A 16,447-nucleotide genomic window follows, 5' to 3' on the forward strand; every position below is an offset into this window, starting at 1 on the left:
GTTGGAAAAATAGAGAAAGCTGAGCTGATTCCCATTGACAATATCTTGCTTTTTATTAAATGTTTCTTATTGTAAATTTTGTTTTTTAAGGCAAGTGTCAAAAATCGAATGTTGAGATGGATTCATGATAAGCTTATGTGGAGATATCGGGGGAACAAACGCGAATTTATGCGTTTCCAGGTGCAGCAATCAGATTGAGCTCGACTGTATCGACCATCTTTCTACACAGGAATACCTCTCTTTTTCCGATCTGATTAATGCTTATTTAGAAACTTGCGATGAAAAACCGACCTCTGCCTGTTTTGCCGTCGCAGGCGTTGTTAAAGATCAACGGGTTGAAATGACAAATGCCAGCTTGGTGGTCGATGCTAGGGAAATCCTTGCGAATACGCCGCTTAAACAAGTAAAAGTGATCAACGACTTTGATGCCGTTGGTTACGCAATCAATGTGTTGGATTCCTCCGATTTTATTGTATTGAATGAAGGGGAAGTCGAGAAGAAAGGGGTGAAGTGTGCTTTGGGGGCAGGGACAGGGCTTGGGAAAAGCTTATTGTTGTACGATGAGGAATTGAAGTCGTACCTTCCTGTCTCTTCAGAGGGTGGACACTCCGATTTTCCTGTTGCATCGGAAGAGGAATGGATATTTGTTGAGAATTTGCCGCAGGCGACTTGGGAAAATTTGATTTCAGGCAGTGGAATTGAGCGTATTTATCAATCGTTGCAAAAGCATCGATATCCCAATGAGCCTGGAAACATGGCAGCAAAAGAAATTTCAGAAAAGCGGCATGACCATGAGTTGTGCAAGGAAACATTTAAGTGGTTTGTGAAATTTTATGCCCGCGCTGCGCGTAATTTTTCCATTGAGTTGCTGGCTAAAGGAGGGGTATATCTAGCTGGAGGAATCGGCGCCTCGAACCAGGATGTATTTGGCAGCTTATTTATGGAGGAGTTTACTCGGCACCATCTGCCTCTTTTCAGAGAGTTGTTGCGAAAAATCCCTGTCAATTTGATCACAAATTACGAGATAAGTCTTAAGGGAGCCGCTTTTGCTCAAGTCGTGCATTCGGAGAACACATCGGTAACCCACATTCCCTCGCGCAATTGAGGCGGGCCGAATGAAATGTCAAGCGGCCGCAAAAATAAAGGACCATCAACAACTAAAGTGTGAAATTCTCCGTTTTCACCGCATAGATCAATCTTTTCTTTTTTTAAGTCTTCGATTGTCTCTTCACTGAACTCTCTTCCAACAAAGCTTGGATCCAATTGTCCATTTCGTACACAAACGATGTACGCTTTAAATCCGTTGTTTAAAAATGTTTCCACGATTTTTTCTCGATCGTGTTTCCATATGGGGTGGATCGCTTTCACTCCATAATGGGAGCAGACATCGATGTTCCATTGCTGATGGGAGTTGATATCGATATCGCCGAAAATGCCGGCTTTTATTCCTTGGCCAGCAAGTAATTTCAACCCATTCAGAAACTCCGTTTTATAAGCATCCCAGCTCGCAGAGCGGCACTTCCACTTCAATCCCATGAGCTCTGCTTGCTTTTCAAGAATTTCTTGTCTTATACCATGGGAACGGGAACGTTTAATTTTCGGAATCATAACGGTGAAAAGAGTCGATACCCTGATCTCTTGTTGAAGGGCAAGATACAAGGAGATGCAGCAGTCTTTCCCTCCACTCCAAGAACAAAAAGCTTCAAGCATGATTTTTTGAGTAAACGTGTTGGCGGCTAAGGCGTGCCATCGCTTCGAGTACCGTCTCTTTGGAACCGAAGGCGCTGAACCGGACGAAATGTTCGCCGCAGCTGCCGAATCCGCTGCCAGGAATGGCCAAGATATGTGTTTTCTTCAGCAGCTCATCAAATGCTTGCCACGAAGTTTTGGGGGAGTAGTCGACCCATACATAGGGTGCGTGGCTGCCGCCGTAACAGGGATAACCAAGAGAGACAAAAGTTTCTTTAATCAGTTGAGCATTTTCAAGATAGTGATCGATTGTCTTTTGTACTTGTTCCCATCCTTCGTTTTCCAAAACTGCAACGCCGGCGCTTTGGACAATATTCGAAGCGCCATTGAAAAAAGTGGAGGAAATTCTGCTCCATGCCGCATGGACCGGAGTGCCGTTAGAAAAGTTGAGCTCTTTTGGAACGACGGTCCACCCTAGGCGCAAGCCTGTAAATCCAGCCAGCTTGGAAAAAGAATTCACCTCAATGGCAACTTCGCGGCTGCCTTCAATCTCATAAATGGAGCGTGGGAGTGTATTGTCCCTGATAAATGCGGAATAGGCTGCATCAAAGATGATGATGGAGTTGTTTGCTTTGGCAAAATCAACATAAGCTTTTAATTGCTCTTTAGTCGCTACACTGCCCGTAGGATTATTTGGTGAACAGAGGTAGATTAGGTCTGCATTGATCGGAGAGGGAAAAAAATGATTCTTAGGTGTGCAGGGCATGCGGATAATGGAATGGGACAGTCCGTAAATGGTTGCCGTGTCCACATAGACGGGATAAACCGGATCCTGAACGGCAACGGTAGAGTTCGGCCCGAAAAGAAGCAGCAAGCGCCCGCAGTCGCACTTAGCTCCGTCCGAGATAAAAATCTCTTCCGGTTCAATCATTTCTTGATAGATCCGTTGAGAAAGTTTTTGTCTTAAAACAGGGGAGCCTTGGTCGGGGCCATAACCTGTATATCCCTCCGGAGTGCCCATTGCATGAGCTTGGCAGGAGATCTGTTCCACGACAGATGGAGCAATGGGGCAGGTGGTGTCCCCAATCCCTAAGCTGATCAGTTTGGCTCCAGGTTCCTCGATTAGGAACGCTTCTTTTTTTTTCTGAATCTCGGGAAATAGGTAGCCTGATTTTAATGCAGCAAGATGAGGATTGATTTTAGCCATGAACGATTTCTTTAATGAATTTTACGTGGTGTTCTTCTAAAGGCGTTAAGGGAAGCCGGCAAGGTCCTGCTGCCATATTGATCAGGTTCATGGCTGCTTTGACAGGAATCGGGTTTGAATCGATAGAGAGCGCTTGCATAAGAGGAAGAAGTTGATAGTGGATCTCGCGGGCAGTTTGAAAGTCGCCTTGAAGTGCGGCAGAAACCAGATTGATCATTTTTTTAGGGGAAAGATTGCTTGTTACCGAAATGACCCCTGAGGCTCCGATGGAGAGCATGGGAAGTGTTAGAGGATCATCTCCGCTTAAAACGCTGAAAGAAGGGGCGACTTTTTCCAGCCAGCAAGTCTGGGTTGCGAGATCTCCGGAAGCGTCCTTGATTCCGGCAATGTTGGGGATGCCCGACAGTTTGAGAAGTGTCTCTGTTGTGATGCGGCATCCGGACCTGCCTGGATGGTGGTAAAGGATCATCGGGATGTGCACGGATTCTGCGACCGCCTTGAAGTGATGGTAAATGCCTTTCTGATTTGGCCTGTTGTAATAAGGAGTAATCACTAGGCAGCTATCAGCACCCAACTCTTCCGCGAGCTTGCTCATGCGAATGGTTTGTTCGGTTGAGTAGCTGCCTGTTCCTGCCATTAGATGGATTCGACCTGCGCACTCTTCTTTTGCGATCTGCAGAATTCTTACCTTTTCCTGTTCGGAAAGGGTAGGCGCTTCTCCTGTTGTGCCAAGTGCAGCAATCCCTTCGACTCCTTGGCTGATTTGGAATTGAATATTGTTTCTCAGCCCCTCTTCATCCAGAGTCTTGTCTTTTTTGAAAGGGGTGACAATCGCGGTATACACTCCTTTTAGTCCATCTAGGCGAGGCATAGCATATCTTCCATTGTGTAAATTCCCGTTTTACCTTGCATCCATTCTGCGGCCGAAACAGCGCCTAATGCAAAATCTTCTCTGTTGCGGGCTTGGTGGGTCAATGTTATCGTATCTGAAGGGCTATCGAAGTAGACTGTATGGGTGCCTGGGACAGAGCCGCAGCGAACGCTTGAGAAACTTGGAGATTTTCCTCCTGTACGTGCAATCGTCTGCTGGATGGCAATTGCCGTGCCTGAAGGGGAATCAAGTTTTTGTTGATGATGGATCTCTACTCCTGCGACATTGTAATTTCCTGTATTCAGAAACAGGTCGGCGGCCTTTTCCACTGTTTTTAAAAAGAGGTTGACCCCAAGAGAAAAGTTGGATGCATAGAACAATCCTGTACCGGATTCAGCAACCCACTTTTCGACATTTTTGAGAGCGTCGTTCCAGCCGGTCGTTCCTACGACAATGTTTTTGCCAAGGCTTAGGGCCGTGCGGATGTTGCCGAGGACAGCGTTTGGCTGGGTGAATTCAATGCAGACATCTGCTTTCTTCAGAGAGTTTTGGACGGTTTCCCGATCTTCAGTTTTAGGATCGATGATTGCAACGATCTCATGGCTGCGCTTGACCGCTATTTGCTCGACCATCTTGCCCATTTTGCCATATCCAATGAGTGCTATCTTCAACATGCCACAGATCATAGTTGATTAAGAGTGTGTCGTCAATATTCAAATTTGGAAAAAGGATCAAAAATATTTTCCTTTCTTTATTTTAATTTTTCTAATAATAAACGGTATATTGATTGGTTGAAAATCTCTTAGTATTATGTTATTCATATTATTATCCATTATTTATTAAAATTAATAAGATATTTTATATTTTTATTAAATAAAAATAAACTTATTTTAATAATCTTTCGTTGTTGTGCTGCAAGATGTTCACATTTAAATCGCCTACACGCTCTGAATCCTGCTCTTGTATTTAGACGCATCGTCTACTATAATCGATTCGCTTGTTATCACCGACCAATGCAGTTGTCATGGAAAGATCTATTTTTTTGTTATTCGTCCTTTTTTTTAACACTTTGACATCTCTGGAACATGTGTCTCGCCAACATGTTCAAAAAGCCATTGATCAGATTGACCGATTAGTGATCGAAAGCATGGATCGGCTTTCTGTGCCTGGAGCTGCAGTCGCTGTCGTTTACAATGGCGAGGTGCTTCTCCTTAAAGGGTATGGAGTGAGGGAGTGGGGAAAAATGGACCCTGTCGATAACGATACGGTTTTCCAATTGGCCTCTCTTTCCAAGCCGATCACCTCATCAGTCCTTGCGGCAGTTGTTGCAGAAGGCCGGGTGCGTTGGAATAGTCCCGTTATTTCGCTAGACCCTTCATTTAGGCTGTCTGATGCATGGGTGACTCAACATGTCACTGTAGCCGACCTTCTAAGTCATCGCAGCGGATTGTATGAACATGCCGGCGATCTATTAGAAGATCTTGGATATGATGGCAAAACGATCATTCATCAGTTGAGGTTTATTCCTCGCCTCAACCCTTTCCGTGCAAGCTACGCTTACACGAATTTTGGATTTTCTGAAGCTGCGTATGCCGTAGCCAATTTTTTTAATACTCATTGGAATACGCTTGCGAATCAAAAGCTGTTTGCCCCGCTGAGAATGAAACATGCAAGTTTCCGTTACTTGGATTATCAAAATGCTGTGAACAAGGCAGTTGCTCATCAGGTTAAAGAAGATATTCCCATTCTGAAGCATGTCAGGAATCCGGATCCTCAAGCACCTGCCGGAGGAGCAAGCATGTCGGTCAAAGACTTCGCAAAGTGGATGATCTTCAGTCTAAATGGTGGAACATATAAGAGCTACAGGCTAGTGCCGGAAACTGTTCTGCTTGAATCGCAAATGCCTTATATTGTCTCTGCTGTCGATCTTTTGGATGACACCATCAATTTTTATGGACTGGGCTGGGGGATTAAATATAACCGTTTTGGAAATAAGGTCTTAGATCACTCTGGAGCGTTTTCTCTAGGGATTCGAAGCCAGGTTGTTCTTATTCCTGAGTTGAAGGTAGGAATTGCAGTTCTGACTAATTCCTACCCGCATGCCCTGCCGGAAGCAGTTACCCAGAGCTTTATGGATTTGATCTATACCGGCAAGATAGAGAAAGATTGGCTTCCGATCATGAACGAAAAATTTATCAAAGTTATGGGCGATGAACACCGTTTTTATAAGGCTCCTCAAATGTATGTTCCCCATATTGAGCTGGAACGTTATGCAGGGGATTATTACAATGAGTTTTACGGGGGAATGCGCATCGTTAGCGAAGAGGATCGGTTAGTTTTAGTCATAGGGCCTAAGTCGTACCGCTTCCCTTTGAAACACTATAATAAAGATGCCTTTATGATGGAGACTAAAGGGGAAAACAGTGTGGGCGAGACTAAGGTAGTGTTTGAGTTTTCTTCCGACGGCAGCCTTAAGCGTGTCGTTGTGGATTATCTGAATAATCATGGGCTAGGGGTCTTTTTACCGGTTAAAGAATAGGAGTAGATGATGAATCTTTTGCTTGTTTCGGGAACATTTCTATCCGGATTAGGTGTCGCTTTAGGAGCTTTTGGCGCACACTATCTCAAAAGCAGGCTCTCTCAAGAGATGCTTGCAATTTTTGAAGTCGGAGTCCGTTACCAAATTTACCATAGTTTGGCCCTTTGCCTTTTGGGAATTTTGACTTTGCATTATGCGAATTCCTACCTAAATTATGCAGGGGCATCTTTTTTATTCGGCATTTTGCTGTTTTCGGGGAGTTTGTATGCGCTTGCGCTTTCGGGCATTAAAGCTTTTGGTGCGATCACTCCTATCGGAGGAGTGTTATTTCTATTGGGATGGGGATTATTTATGATAGGAAGCCTGCCCCGCGGTTAAGCAGGGCAAGCATACTTTAGACTAGTAGAGGCAAGTGCCGATTGAATAGTTATTCATGTTGACGTTGATAAGAATATTAGGATTCGTCCCGGAGAAAAATCCGTCGTTGATCCCAATGATGACGGTGTCATTTGGAAGCCATGTATTGACGATCGATTGATCAAAACTAGACATTTTCCAAATGGAGCCATCTTCAAGATAAATCTCGCGGAATAGGTAGTCGATAGCAACGATCCAATGGGTGTAAGCACCGTTATAGATAGGCCCAAGATAAAGATTCACTTTAACTTTCGCACCTGTATTCAGATTGACCAGCTTGTAATCATGAGAAGAAAAGATGCTGTCGTTTGGAACGATAATAATCATATCGCTTGTCAACCAGTTTAAAGTTTTATAGGCGTCATTTGAACAAACTTTCCAAATGGAGCCGTCTTCAAGTTCAACTGTATCTCCCAAAAATGAAACAGCGATGGGAAAATGAAACGCGCCTTCATGAGTGGTGACATAGGTTGCTTGCAGAAAATCTTTTTTAACGATTTTTTTAGCGTTGGCTTCCTCATCTTGCGACTCTTCTTCGTCTGCTTCTTCCATCTGAACGAGGCGGTCTTCATACATTTTGACTTGTTCCGCGCGGACGACAGCCCTGTCGCCGACAGGAATGCGCTCTTCCGTTTCGACTTCATCAGCAGACAAAGGCATTGAAAAAAGAGCAAGGCCTAAAAAAACATTTAAGAATTGTTTGGTTTTCATTACTTAACATCTCTTATTGGTTGGTTAAAAATTTAAATAGGGATGTTGGCAGACGAAATTTAAGATAAAATTAAGAATGGGTTTTAAACCGATAAATTTGTTGAGTGGAGCAGGATTTCGTCCCACATTTCTTCCAGAACTTTTTGTTGAGAGGGTTTTAGAGGGGTAATGATCATAAAAAAGTCGTCATTAATGGTAAAGGCTGCTTTTGTCCAATTTGCGGATCCGTTCAACAGCGTTTGATGATCAATGAGAAGGAATTTGTGGTGCAGCAGCTCCGGTCCTTGATTGACTTTTACGGGAATACCTCCTTTAAGCAGTTTTTCTGCTATCCGTTTACTCACTCCACTCGAGGCGTTTCTATCAAGAACAACCTCTACATGGACTCCGCGCTTTTTGGCTGCAATCACGGCATCGGCAAGATCGTATCGCGTCCAGGTAAACATCGCAATTCTAATGCTTTTTTCAGCAGACCGGATGAGCTGTTTAATTTTTTCAACGCCTTCGGGGTGATCGGGGAGAAACCAAAATTCGAGATTTTGACCATTGATGACAGTGTTGAATTGAGGCGCCTTTTCGACACGTCCTTCTTTCTTCATGGTGTTGAATTTTATGAGAAGGTGGGCGGCCAATTTTGGTGAATAGATCCCCGTTACTAGGTTGCCGTGCATCTTTAACGACGCTGTAGTCAGGTTTGCAGATCCGCACAAGATGGTGTGTTGATCAACGATGAGAATTTTTTGATGCATCAGTCCTTTATCGTTGTGATAGAAAACATGCACATTTTTACCGATTTTGGATGCCAGGTGCGAAGAGGCGTTGCGATCGCAGATGATTTGGATATCCACTCCTCTGCCTGCTGCTCGGCGTAAAGAGTTGATCACCTTCTTGTCTCTAAGGCTGTAAATCATGAGGTGAATGGATGTTTTTGCCTCTTCGATTGCCTGCGTAAAAGTGATTTGCAAGTCGTGATGGGTTTCTGTTGCATACAACTTAATTGGAGAGCCAGACGACGGAAGAGAGGCATGAGTGAGCGTGTATCCAAGAAAACTGAAAACGAAAGCAATAAGGGCAACAGTTAGCGTTTTGAAAATTTTACTCATTTAATCTAACGCAGGGTTGTGTTTTTCCAAAAGAGAGGCCAAAAGGCCTGTATATCGGCTTTTCACTTCGTCGTTGTGGATGGCTATCGCCAGCGCTTTTTTTGTTCCTGCAAGGATGACTAGCTTTTTTCCTCTTGTAACTCCTGTATATAAGAGATTGCGGTGCAGGAGTTTGAAGTGGGAAGTATGCACGGGCATGATGATGCAGGGACACTCGCTTCCCTGGTACTTATGCACAGAAACGGCGTAGGCAAGGACCAGTTCATCAAGATCGGCAAAATCGTAAGAGATCAGCAGATCTTCCATTTTTACATAAACTTTCTGATCTGTTTCATCGATTTTTTCTATTCTACCGACATCTCCGTTATAGACTTTTTTGTCATAGTTGTTTCGGGTCTGCATCACTTTGTCTCCTTTAGCAAAGCGGCGCCCGTATTTGTAAATGTGGTTTTGGCTAGGATTTAATGTTTCTTGCAAAAGATGATTGAGGTTGTCTGTTCCAATGACTCCTTTTTTCATTGGAGCCAGCACTTGAATGTCTGTAAAAGGGTCGAAGTGATAAGTTCTGGGAACGCGTTGCGCTGCCAGGGTTAGGATTTGATTGAGTAGTGCGTCTTTATCTTCTTCGGCAATAAAAAAGAAGTCGCTCTCCTTTCCGTTGTAAAGTTCGGGAAAAATTCCTTTGTTGATCCTGTGGGCATTGGTGACAATCCTGGATCCGGAAGCTTGTCTGAAAATTTGGTTGAGTTGGGTAACCGCAAGCGTGCGGGAGGCGATCATGTCCTTGAGTACATTTCCTGGGCCCACGCTGGGCAGCTGGTCGATATCTCCAACGAAGATCAAACGGGAGTGGTCCGGAACAGCTTTTAGCAAGCTGTACATGAGAAGGGTGTCGATCATGCTTGCTTCATCGATAATCAGAAGATCGCAGTCGAGCGGATTTTTTCCGTTTCTTTTGAAGCCTCCGGCGCGGAAATCAAATTCTAGAAGGCTGTGGATTGTTTGTGCTTTTTTACCCGTGATTTCGCTCATCCGCTTGGCTGCCCGCCCGGTGGGCGCTGCTAAAAGGATTTTGTCGGATAATTTGGATGAAATGGTTAGGATCGCATTTGTGATTGTGCTTTTACCTGTTCCTGGGCCTCCTGTGATGATCTGCGCTTTTTCGGAAAGCGCCAGAAAAACAGCGGTTTTTTGATTGTCTGCAAGAGTGATTGAAAGCTTTTCCTGAACCCATTCTAAAGCTTTTTCCCCATCGATACGTCTTAAATGAGAGGCGCCTTGCATGACTCTGAGAAGCTCCTTGGCGATTCCTTTTTCAGCAATATAAAGAGGTTTCAGCCATAAAAACGTTTGCAGCGCGCCATGATGCACCTGTTCCTGGATCACGATGCTCTCTTCTTGCAGATTTTCGATGTTTTTTATGATGAGAGAGCTGTCCACTTCTAGTATTTTCGCTGCTTCTTCGATGAATGGATCGCGGGGAAAACAGACATGGCCGTCATTGGATAGCTCAGAAAGAACATAGAGAATGCCTGCTTCAATTCTTTGTGGGGAATTTTTTTCGATCCCGATTTTTTCCGCAATTTTGTCTGCAGTTTTAAATCCGATTCCATGGATGTCTTTGGCAAGCGAATAGGGGGCCTCGGAGACCACTTGAATACATTTTTTTCCATAGACGCGGAAGATTTTTTGGGCATAGACAGGGCTGACGTTATGGGCTTGCAAAAAGATCATGACATCTCTGACAGATTTTTGCTCTTCCCAGCATTGACGGATCATGTCAACCCGTTTTTCTCCAAGCCCCGGTACTTCCAGCAGACGCTCGGGCTCTAAGTCGATCACGTCCAGTGTTTCCGTGCCGAATGTACTGACGATTCTCTCAGCATAAACGGGACCGATCCCTTTGATCAGGCCGGAACCCAGATATTTTTTGACGCCGTTTAGATCGGCAGGAGCTTCTGTCCTGTACTCTTTGGCTTCGAATTGCAGTCCGTGTGCTGGATGCTTTTTCCAACTTCCCGTACAGCTGATTGTTTCACCCGGTTGAACAGAAGGCATAAATCCGACGACACAGGTCAGATCGGACTGGCCTGGCTGCTGCATTTTGACGACGGTATACCCATTTTCCCGGCTTTGAAAAGTGATCCGTTCGATGTATCCTTTGATCTGATCCATATTTCCGACTGCGCAAAATGGTAAGAGTATCAGGATGAATTCTTCTTGGCTATTAATTCCTCCTTCTTTTAAATAAGAGATAAAGAGAACCTTTTGAGGTAAGATCATGATTGTCAGGTTTTTGCTCTTGGCCAGTTTGATTTTTTCAATTCCTCTCTTTAGCGAGGAGTATGAAATAGGCGAAAGCGGGGGCGAAGAAGAAGGACTCTGCATTCCTGAAGAAGAGTGCGAATCTGATGAAGTTTCGTACCGCTGCCGCAAGCGGTGCAGAAATCGCCGTCGTTGTTGCTGGCGCGATATAGATGCTTCTTGGCCCGGGAAGATGGAGAATTCTTTTAGAGAAGAGATGAGGCGGTGAGAGCCGCTCTTATTTTCTTTTTTTCACTTCTGGCATGCGCTTTTGTCAATGCCAGCGACCAAAGGCTGATTTTGCAGCTCTCCTCAGGAATCAATGCGGAAAGGGGCAATGCTGCTTATCTTTTGGGAATGAGCAAAGATCCCGGCGTTGTCGGTTTGCTTCTTCGTCAATTGCAAGAAGAGACGGTCAGAGAAAATAAACTGGTGATTATCGAGTCTTTGAAAAAATTGGATTCCGAAGAGGGATATTACGGTTTAAGCACATTTTACCAAAACGAATCGGATAGCGTTGTTCGTCGGAAAGTGATTCAAGCATTGGGAGAAAGCGGAGATCGGCAGTATGTCCCTCTGATCGCAAAAAACCTTGAACAGGCAGAAGCTTTTTCTGCTCTGAGCCGAATTGACCATCCCGAAGCTGCCAAAGTTCTTTTGACCGCCTATGGTTCAGCCCGCTCCCGTTCCCAAAAAGAACGGATATTGGCTGCCATCGCTGCGCAAGGAAGAATTGAATCGGTGAAGCCCCTGATTAGCTATGGACAACAAGCAAAAGATCCTTTGGAAAGGGTGTGGATTGCAGAAACACTGGCTGATCTTGGAGAAGGTGAGGTTCAAGATGCTATTTATCAGTGGTTTCAGGATTCCAATGATAGCATTTCTAAAAGGCGGTTAGTAAAAAGCCTCAAAAGCATCGGCAGCTCTAAAATGGTTGAAAAATTATCTAAAGATTTAAGAACAAACGATTTAAGCTTGCAGATTGAGATTGTTGAGGTAATGGTTTTTATCGATAAGCAAGCTGCAGCTCCTTATTTGCGTTCCTATTATGAAGAGTCGATGGAAAGGCAGGATCCTAACATGTCCAAATTGGAGGCTGTTAAAACTGCCAGGCTGTACAATTTGCTTAGACAGAATGGCTAAGTTGAGGCAAAATAGTCTCTTATGCGTTTATTTACCCAAGAAAGTTTAGAACGGCTGCGGTCGCGGGTTGATTTGATTGACGTTCTCTCTTCTCATATGGAGTTGAAGCGTTCGGGCTCGGCGTATAAAGGGTTATGCCCATTTCATGATGAGAAAACCCCCTCTTTTATTGTGCAGAAGGGAGAGCGCCACTACCACTGCTTTGGCTGTGGAGAGCATGGAGATGCGATCAAATTCTTGATGACCTATTTGAATCTTGGGTTTCAAGAATCTGTTGAAAGCCTTGCAGAGCGTTTCCATGTCCATCTTGATTGCGTAGAGGCGAAAGACCAATACACAGGGCCGAGCAAAGCGGCAATGAAGGAAGCAATGGAGATCGCTTCCTGCTTTTTCCATTTTATTCTCCTTCATACTCCGGAAGGGCATGAAGCTTTGCACTATCTCTATTCCCGAGGTGTTTGTTTGGAATTCATCAAGCAGTTTCGTCTAGGGCTTGCGCCAAAGGTTTCAGGGATGTTGCACAAGGTGTTGCATGAAAAAAAAATCGGCGATGATGTGATGCGCGGGTGCGGATTGCTTACCCGCTCAGATTCTGGCAAGACGCGTGAATTTTTTTCCGATCGGATCACATTTCCTATTTACCATCCATCCGGATCAGTGATTGGATTTTCTGCTCGGAAATACCGAGAAGAAACTTTTGGCGGGAAGTATGTAAACACTCCGGAAACCCCTCTTTTCAAAAAGTCGCGTGTGCTTTTTGGATTGAACCACTGCCGCCGCCGCATCGTAAAAGAGAGACGGGTCATCATTGTGGAAGGACAGATCGATGCCCTCAGACTCATTTATGAAGGCTTCAATTTTGTTGTCGCTGCACAAGGGACTGCATTTGGCATTGAACATGCTGCTGAATTAGCAGGAATGGGGGTCAATTTGATTTATCTTGCCTTTGATTCAGATGACGCCGGCAGGGAAGCTGCGGCAAAAGTGGGCGATCTGTTTCAAATGCGAGGGATTGAAGTGCGCATTGTCTCTTTGCCTGGAGGAACCGATCCTGATACCTTTCTCATGGAGAAGGGGCCAGAAGCGTTTCAGAAGTTGATGGAGAAAGGGCAGGGGTATCTTGAGTTTTTGGTTGGCCATTTGTCTAGAGGGATTGCAATTGATACTCCTGCAGGAAAAAATCATCTTGTCAAACATGTCTCAGAGCAATTGAGAAAGTGGGAAGACCCGGTCATGGTGCATGAGAGCTTGCGCAAACTTGCCCGGCTGCTTCAGGTTCCGGAAGAGTATTTGGGAGTTGGGCAAGAGTATCTGCCCAACACTTTAATCCGAAAATCTGCAAGCGTCGGCTTTGAAGAGGTAGATCCTGAGAAAATCCTTGAGCTGGATTTTCTCAGATGGCTCATCGTTGTCGGAAGTCAGGAATTTGTCGAAATTGCCCAATTCAATCTTCACCCAGGAGATCTTCGGCACGAAGGGTGTCGGAGGCTGTACCAAACGTATCTAACAAGTTTGCATAATCATCTTCCTAGCGACTTGCTTTCTCTTATTCAAACTGAGGAAGATCAGGAACTCGTTGCTGAGTTGATGAGCCGAAAAGTTAATAGAGAAAAAGGAAAAGAGCAATTCGCGCAATCTATCCAACGAATCCTTGACCGTAACTGGATGGAAAAGCGGGAAGAGATCCGCCGCCGTATTCACAGTGGTCAGCTTAGTGATGAAGAGGCTTTATCTTTACTGAAAACATTTGATGAGTTAAAGAGAAGTAAACCTGAGGTCAATCATGGCACAGCATCTCCTGTTTTATGACGGCAAATGCGGAATGTGCGACCACCTCGTTCAGCATGTTTTGAAAGCGGATCGAAGAGGGCTGTTTTTATTTGCCCCGTTGGATGGAAAGACTGCTGATAAAGTGCTCAAAGAGATCCCAAACGAGATTAAGCAAGCAGACAGCCTCATTTTAATCGAAAATTTCCAACAGCGCGATTCCAGTTTGTGGATGTATGGGAGAGGCGCACTCAAGGTTGCTTGGCTGCTTGGAGGTTGGTGGGTATTGTTGGGATGGATCTCTTTTTTACCTCCCTTCCTGTACGATTGGGGATACCGCTTGGTCGCTAAAAATCGCCGCAAATTATTTTCAAAAAACTCCTGCCGCCTTCCCAAATCCTTCGAAAAAGAACGATTTCTTCCTTAAGTTTCTTATTCTTAGTTATAAATAAATCTAAAAAAAACTCTAATCATCATTATTTTGATTTGAAGTGGCAAAAAACAAAGTCTAAGCGATTTGCATTAAAAATAATATAAAAAATATTTTGAAATCAAATCAAAATACGTTAAATAAAGAAATTAGAAGCACATAATTTCGAGAATTCGAAAAGGAGGAGAATGATGCTTAGACAAGTAGTAAGAAAAACACCAAAAAAAGCGGTAAGAAAACCTTTAAAACGTGCCGTTGCTAAAAAGCATGCGAAGACAAAAAAAGCGTTGACACCGGCCGCTAAACCGATTTTTATTCCACGAATCAAGACATTTGTCAGCAATCTTGGATCTTTTATAGATCAGCATAAGAAGAATTTTTCCACAAAAGACCCTATTTACAAAAGGCTGTATGCGATTCACTCAGCTCTTCAGCGTGAATTAAGAAAAAATCATGCATTTAATCCTACGACAGCCAAACATTTAAAAGCTTTAACGCCTGCTCTTCGAGGTGTAGCGAATCTTCCGGCTAATGTCAAAGGGCAGGTGGGGAAACTGGCAATTTTCATCCGCTCTCAAGTGAATAAGGATGTACAAGCGCTGATGAAGCATTTTGCTTCTCTTTTTACTCCATTGCATCATGAACTCAGTCAGTTGAATAAAACATTAAACGCTGACATCAAAAAAGCTAAGACTCAAAAAATCCAATGGAAAATAGATGCTTCTATTAAGAGAAAAATCGGTGCGCTTAACACGCATTTTAACCGTTACAAAACAAAGTGGTTCAGCCGTTTGAATAAAATTAGTCTGCATGGGAATGCCCAGATTAAAACTCAAGTGAAAGCTTTGAAAAAGCAGATTGAAGAAGCTCAGAAACTCTTGAGAAATAATCAAACGATTATTAACCGCTATGCGAAAACGCCAAAGGCTCGCAAAGGGTACAAAACTCAGTTTTTGATGAATGAGAATCAGATGAAAACGTTGGAGTCAAAGATGGAAAACATCGAGACAACTTGCGAAAAAGCCCGCATGCAAGTTGAGCATTTTTGGGATCAACTGAAAGCGGTTAAACTATTTTAGATTTCGATCTTCTGATAAGCGATCCCTTTTAAAGGGATCGCTTTAGAGCGTATCATCAACCTATAAAAAATTTTTCCCCAACTTATTCATTCCCACTAATAGTGCTTTCCAAGGAAGCTGCCTTGCCTTTGGAAGGTGCTTGATATACACAGCCGTGTATTCAAGATCTTTTACAGCCTTCCTCAGCAGCTTGTAATGACCGGCTCCGGAGCTTTGGTGTAGAAAATGCGCATTGTTTTTTGCGTCTTTCAAAAGAGCTGCAGAAATCTGCCTATACAACCCCGTTTCCTGAGGCAAAGAGGTATCGTATCCGAATAATGGAGAAGTCACGATGCCGTCCTGGGTGTAATAACCAAGCACTGCATGCACTTCATGATCTTTCATCCAGGCTTTGAGATTAAATCCGGAGATAGAACGCATAAGGTTCAATAATTCAGAGGTGTACTGCGGATTGCAGGCGGAATATTTATCGATGTTGAGCATTTGGTAAAGAGAGGCTATCCTCTCCAAAGAGAATTCGGGGATCTTGTCGTTCTCAACAATCGAGTATTCTGTATTGTTTAAAAGTTTTAGGTCGCTTTTGGTCATGCGCGCTTTGAATGGCTCTGGGGACTGGGTGTCTGTATAGTAGATGTCCCGACACAAAAGAAAGTCGTAGTTCAATGATCGAAGATGATTTTTCAATCCTCCGGGAGCATGGTCATTGACGGAACGAAATGCAATGGTATGTTTGGGAAAATGATTAACTAAAGCTTTTGTAATTCTTGAAAGCTGATCCTGAGTCAGCGAAGGATAAAGATTTGTTGGAAGCAGCCAATTGTTGACAAAAACAGTTTTATCCACTTTGCCTGTTTTTAGAAAGGCGCCAAATAGGCGGATCACTGGTTTGGCAAGTTTTTGCAGCCATCGATTTTTAACCCTCTCAATCTCTTCAAGAGCATAGCTGACATAGTGTGTATAGGTAGAGCAGACGTAGGCATTTGGCGCCACATTGTCATTGATGGTAATTGGAAGAAAGATTTTATCTATCTCCAATAATCTTAGTTCTGTCTCGACGTTCTTAAAATATCGTCTTGTTCCCTCTTTAATCATCGGAACAAGAAACTGTCTGGCCAGCTTGCCATTATCTGTTTCCGGCCAGCAAACTTTGTCAATTGTTTCTTTGTTGTGAATCCGCACTTGCATAA

At 43.9% G+C, this 16,447-nt stretch carries 16 protein-coding genes; 8 read left to right on the forward strand and 8 right to left on the reverse strand.

The features are described from left to right. Window positions 1–124 precede the first annotated feature (124 nt). Window positions 125–1,105: a glucokinase gene (locus WCW_RS03670; RefSeq protein ID WP_013181847.1), complete on the forward strand. Its 981-nt coding sequence runs from the start codon at window positions 125–127 to the stop codon at window positions 1,103–1,105. Here the strand turns inward: WCW_RS03670 and WCW_RS03675 are convergent. The 4 genes from WCW_RS03675 to WCW_RS03690 are packed head-to-tail and all read right to left on the reverse strand — an operon-like array spanning window position 1,051 to window position 4,441. Beyond that, window positions 1,051–1,710, reverse strand: a complete 660-nt coding sequence (locus WCW_RS03675) for a Dph6-related ATP pyrophosphatase (protein WP_013181848.1) — start codon at window positions 1,708–1,710, stop codon at window positions 1,051–1,053. The two genes, WCW_RS03670 and WCW_RS03675, sit on opposite strands and share 55 nt — an antisense overlap. Beyond that, window positions 1,703–2,896, reverse strand: a complete 1,194-nt coding sequence (locus tag WCW_RS03680; protein WP_013181849.1) for an LL-diaminopimelate aminotransferase — start codon at window positions 2,894–2,896, stop codon at window positions 1,703–1,705. Before WCW_RS03680 ends, WCW_RS03675 begins: the two co-directional genes overlap by 8 nt. Continuing rightward, entirely contained in the window at window positions 2,889–3,767 is an 879-nt protein-coding gene (dapA, locus tag WCW_RS03685) for a 4-hydroxy-tetrahydrodipicolinate synthase (protein ID WP_013181850.1), read from the reverse strand. The genes WCW_RS03680 and dapA overlap by 8 nt, the downstream gene beginning before the upstream one ends. Next, complete coding sequence (locus WCW_RS03690) at window positions 3,755–4,441, reverse strand: 4-hydroxy-tetrahydrodipicolinate reductase (protein ID WP_227738830.1); 687 nt, start codon at window positions 4,439–4,441, stop codon at window positions 3,755–3,757. The genes dapA and WCW_RS03690 overlap by 13 nt, the downstream gene beginning before the upstream one ends. A gap of 350 nt (window positions 4,442–4,791) precedes the next feature. Here WCW_RS03690 and WCW_RS03695 point away from each other — a divergent pair, with 350 nt between their 5' ends. Next, window positions 4,792–6,306 (forward strand): serine hydrolase, encoded by a 1,515-nt coding sequence (locus tag WCW_RS03695; RefSeq protein ID WP_013181853.1) that lies wholly within the window; start codon window positions 4,792–4,794, stop codon window positions 6,304–6,306. 9 nt (window positions 6,307–6,315) lie between these two features. Next, the gene (locus tag WCW_RS03700; RefSeq protein ID WP_013181854.1) at window positions 6,316–6,684 is read left to right on the forward strand and encodes a DUF423 domain-containing protein; all 369 of its coding nucleotides are present in this window, start codon (window positions 6,316–6,318) and stop codon (window positions 6,682–6,684) included. 21 nt (window positions 6,685–6,705) lie between these two features. Here the strand turns inward: WCW_RS03700 and WCW_RS03705 are convergent, their stop codons facing one another. The 3 genes from WCW_RS03705 to recD2 form a co-directional block, all read right to left on the reverse strand. Next, entirely contained in the window at window positions 6,706–7,434 is a 729-nt protein-coding gene (locus WCW_RS03705) for a hypothetical protein (protein ID WP_013181855.1), read from the reverse strand. Between the two features lie 83 nt (window positions 7,435–7,517). Continuing rightward, on the reverse strand, window positions 7,518–8,537 hold the full coding sequence (locus WCW_RS03710; protein ID WP_013181856.1) for a phospholipase D-like domain-containing protein: 1,020 nt from the start codon (window positions 8,535–8,537) through the stop codon (window positions 7,518–7,520). Next, window positions 8,538–10,712, reverse strand: coding sequence for an SF1B family DNA helicase RecD2 (gene recD2 / locus WCW_RS03715; RefSeq protein ID WP_013181857.1), 2,175 nt, complete (start codon window positions 10,710–10,712; stop codon window positions 8,538–8,540). A 106-nt stretch (window positions 10,713–10,818) separates the two neighbouring features. Between recD2 and WCW_RS03720 the strand changes: the two genes are divergently transcribed. From WCW_RS03720 to WCW_RS03740, 5 genes are all read left to right on the forward strand, one after another. Next, on the forward strand, window positions 10,819–11,070 hold the full coding sequence (locus tag WCW_RS03720; RefSeq protein WP_041941503.1) for a hypothetical protein: 252 nt from the start codon (window positions 10,819–10,821) through the stop codon (window positions 11,068–11,070). Continuing rightward, on the forward strand, window positions 11,067–11,984 hold the full coding sequence (locus tag WCW_RS03725; RefSeq protein WP_013181858.1) for a HEAT repeat domain-containing protein: 918 nt from the start codon (window positions 11,067–11,069) through the stop codon (window positions 11,982–11,984). The genes WCW_RS03720 and WCW_RS03725 overlap by 4 nt, the downstream gene beginning before the upstream one ends. Before the next feature lie 21 nt (window positions 11,985–12,005). Continuing rightward, entirely contained in the window at window positions 12,006–13,793 is a 1,788-nt protein-coding gene (gene dnaG, locus WCW_RS03730) for a DNA primase (protein WP_013181859.1), read from the forward strand. Continuing rightward, window positions 13,768–14,178, forward strand: a complete 411-nt coding sequence (locus tag WCW_RS03735) for a thiol-disulfide oxidoreductase DCC family protein (RefSeq protein WP_013181860.1) — start codon at window positions 13,768–13,770, stop codon at window positions 14,176–14,178. The genes dnaG and WCW_RS03735 overlap by 26 nt, the downstream gene beginning before the upstream one ends. Window positions 14,179–14,369: 191 nt before the next feature. Continuing rightward, a complete protein-coding gene (locus WCW_RS03740) occupies window positions 14,370–15,260 on the forward strand; it encodes a hypothetical protein (RefSeq protein WP_143876346.1) in 891 nt (296 codons plus the stop codon). 60 nt (window positions 15,261–15,320) lie between these two features. Here the strand turns inward: WCW_RS03740 and WCW_RS03745 are convergent, their stop codons facing one another. Beyond that, a complete protein-coding gene (locus tag WCW_RS03745) occupies window positions 15,321–16,445 on the reverse strand; it encodes a hypothetical protein (RefSeq protein WP_013181862.1) in 1,125 nt (374 codons plus the stop codon). Between the last annotated feature and the right edge of the window lie 2 nt (window positions 16,446–16,447).

Origin of the sequence: Waddlia chondrophila WSU 86-1044, assembly GCF_000092785.1 — a bacterium.
Classification (GTDB): Bacteria; Chlamydiota; Chlamydiia; order Chlamydiales; family Waddliaceae; genus Waddlia; species Waddlia chondrophila.

What these genes read in the sequence shown, in the direction of transcription:
- WCW_RS03710 (WP_013181856.1), bottom strand. Translation starts at nt 8,537, where the DNA reads ATGAGTAAAATTTTCAAAACGCTAACTGTTGCCCTTATTGCTTTCGTT.
- recD2 (WP_013181857.1), bottom strand. Translation starts at nt 10,712, where the DNA reads ATGGATCAGATCAAAGGATACATCGAACGGATCACTTTTCAAAGCCGG.
- WCW_RS03670 (WP_013181847.1), top strand. Translation starts at nt 125, where the DNA reads ATGATAAGCTTATGTGGAGATATCGGGGGAACAAACGCGAATTTATGC.
- WCW_RS03745 (WP_013181862.1), bottom strand. Translation starts at nt 16,445, where the DNA reads ATGCAAGTGCGGATTCACAACAAAGAAACAATTGACAAAGTTTGCTGG.
- dnaG (WP_013181859.1), top strand. Translation starts at nt 12,006, where the DNA reads ATGCGTTTATTTACCCAAGAAAGTTTAGAACGGCTGCGGTCGCGGGTT.
- WCW_RS03695 (WP_013181853.1), top strand. Translation starts at nt 4,792, where the DNA reads ATGGAAAGATCTATTTTTTTGTTATTCGTCCTTTTTTTTAACACTTTG.
- WCW_RS03675 (WP_013181848.1), bottom strand. Translation starts at nt 1,710, where the DNA reads ATGCTTGAAGCTTTTTGTTCTTGGAGTGGAGGGAAAGACTGCTGCATC.
- WCW_RS03720 (WP_041941503.1), top strand. Translation starts at nt 10,819, where the DNA reads ATGATTGTCAGGTTTTTGCTCTTGGCCAGTTTGATTTTTTCAATTCCT.
- WCW_RS03735 (WP_013181860.1), top strand. Translation starts at nt 13,768, where the DNA reads ATGGCACAGCATCTCCTGTTTTATGACGGCAAATGCGGAATGTGCGAC.
- WCW_RS03705 (WP_013181855.1), bottom strand. Translation starts at nt 7,434, where the DNA reads ATGAAAACCAAACAATTCTTAAATGTTTTTTTAGGCCTTGCTCTTTTT.
- WCW_RS03700 (WP_013181854.1), top strand. Translation starts at nt 6,316, where the DNA reads ATGAATCTTTTGCTTGTTTCGGGAACATTTCTATCCGGATTAGGTGTC.
- dapA (WP_013181850.1), bottom strand. Translation starts at nt 3,767, where the DNA reads ATGCCTCGCCTAGATGGACTAAAAGGAGTGTATACCGCGATTGTCACC.
- WCW_RS03740 (WP_143876346.1), top strand. Translation starts at nt 14,370, where the DNA reads ATGATGCTTAGACAAGTAGTAAGAAAAACACCAAAAAAAGCGGTAAGA.
- WCW_RS03680 (WP_013181849.1), bottom strand. Translation starts at nt 2,896, where the DNA reads ATGGCTAAAATCAATCCTCATCTTGCTGCATTAAAATCAGGCTACCTA.
- WCW_RS03690 (WP_227738830.1), bottom strand. Translation starts at nt 4,441, where the DNA reads ATGTTGAAGATAGCACTCATTGGATATGGCAAAATGGGCAAGATGGTC.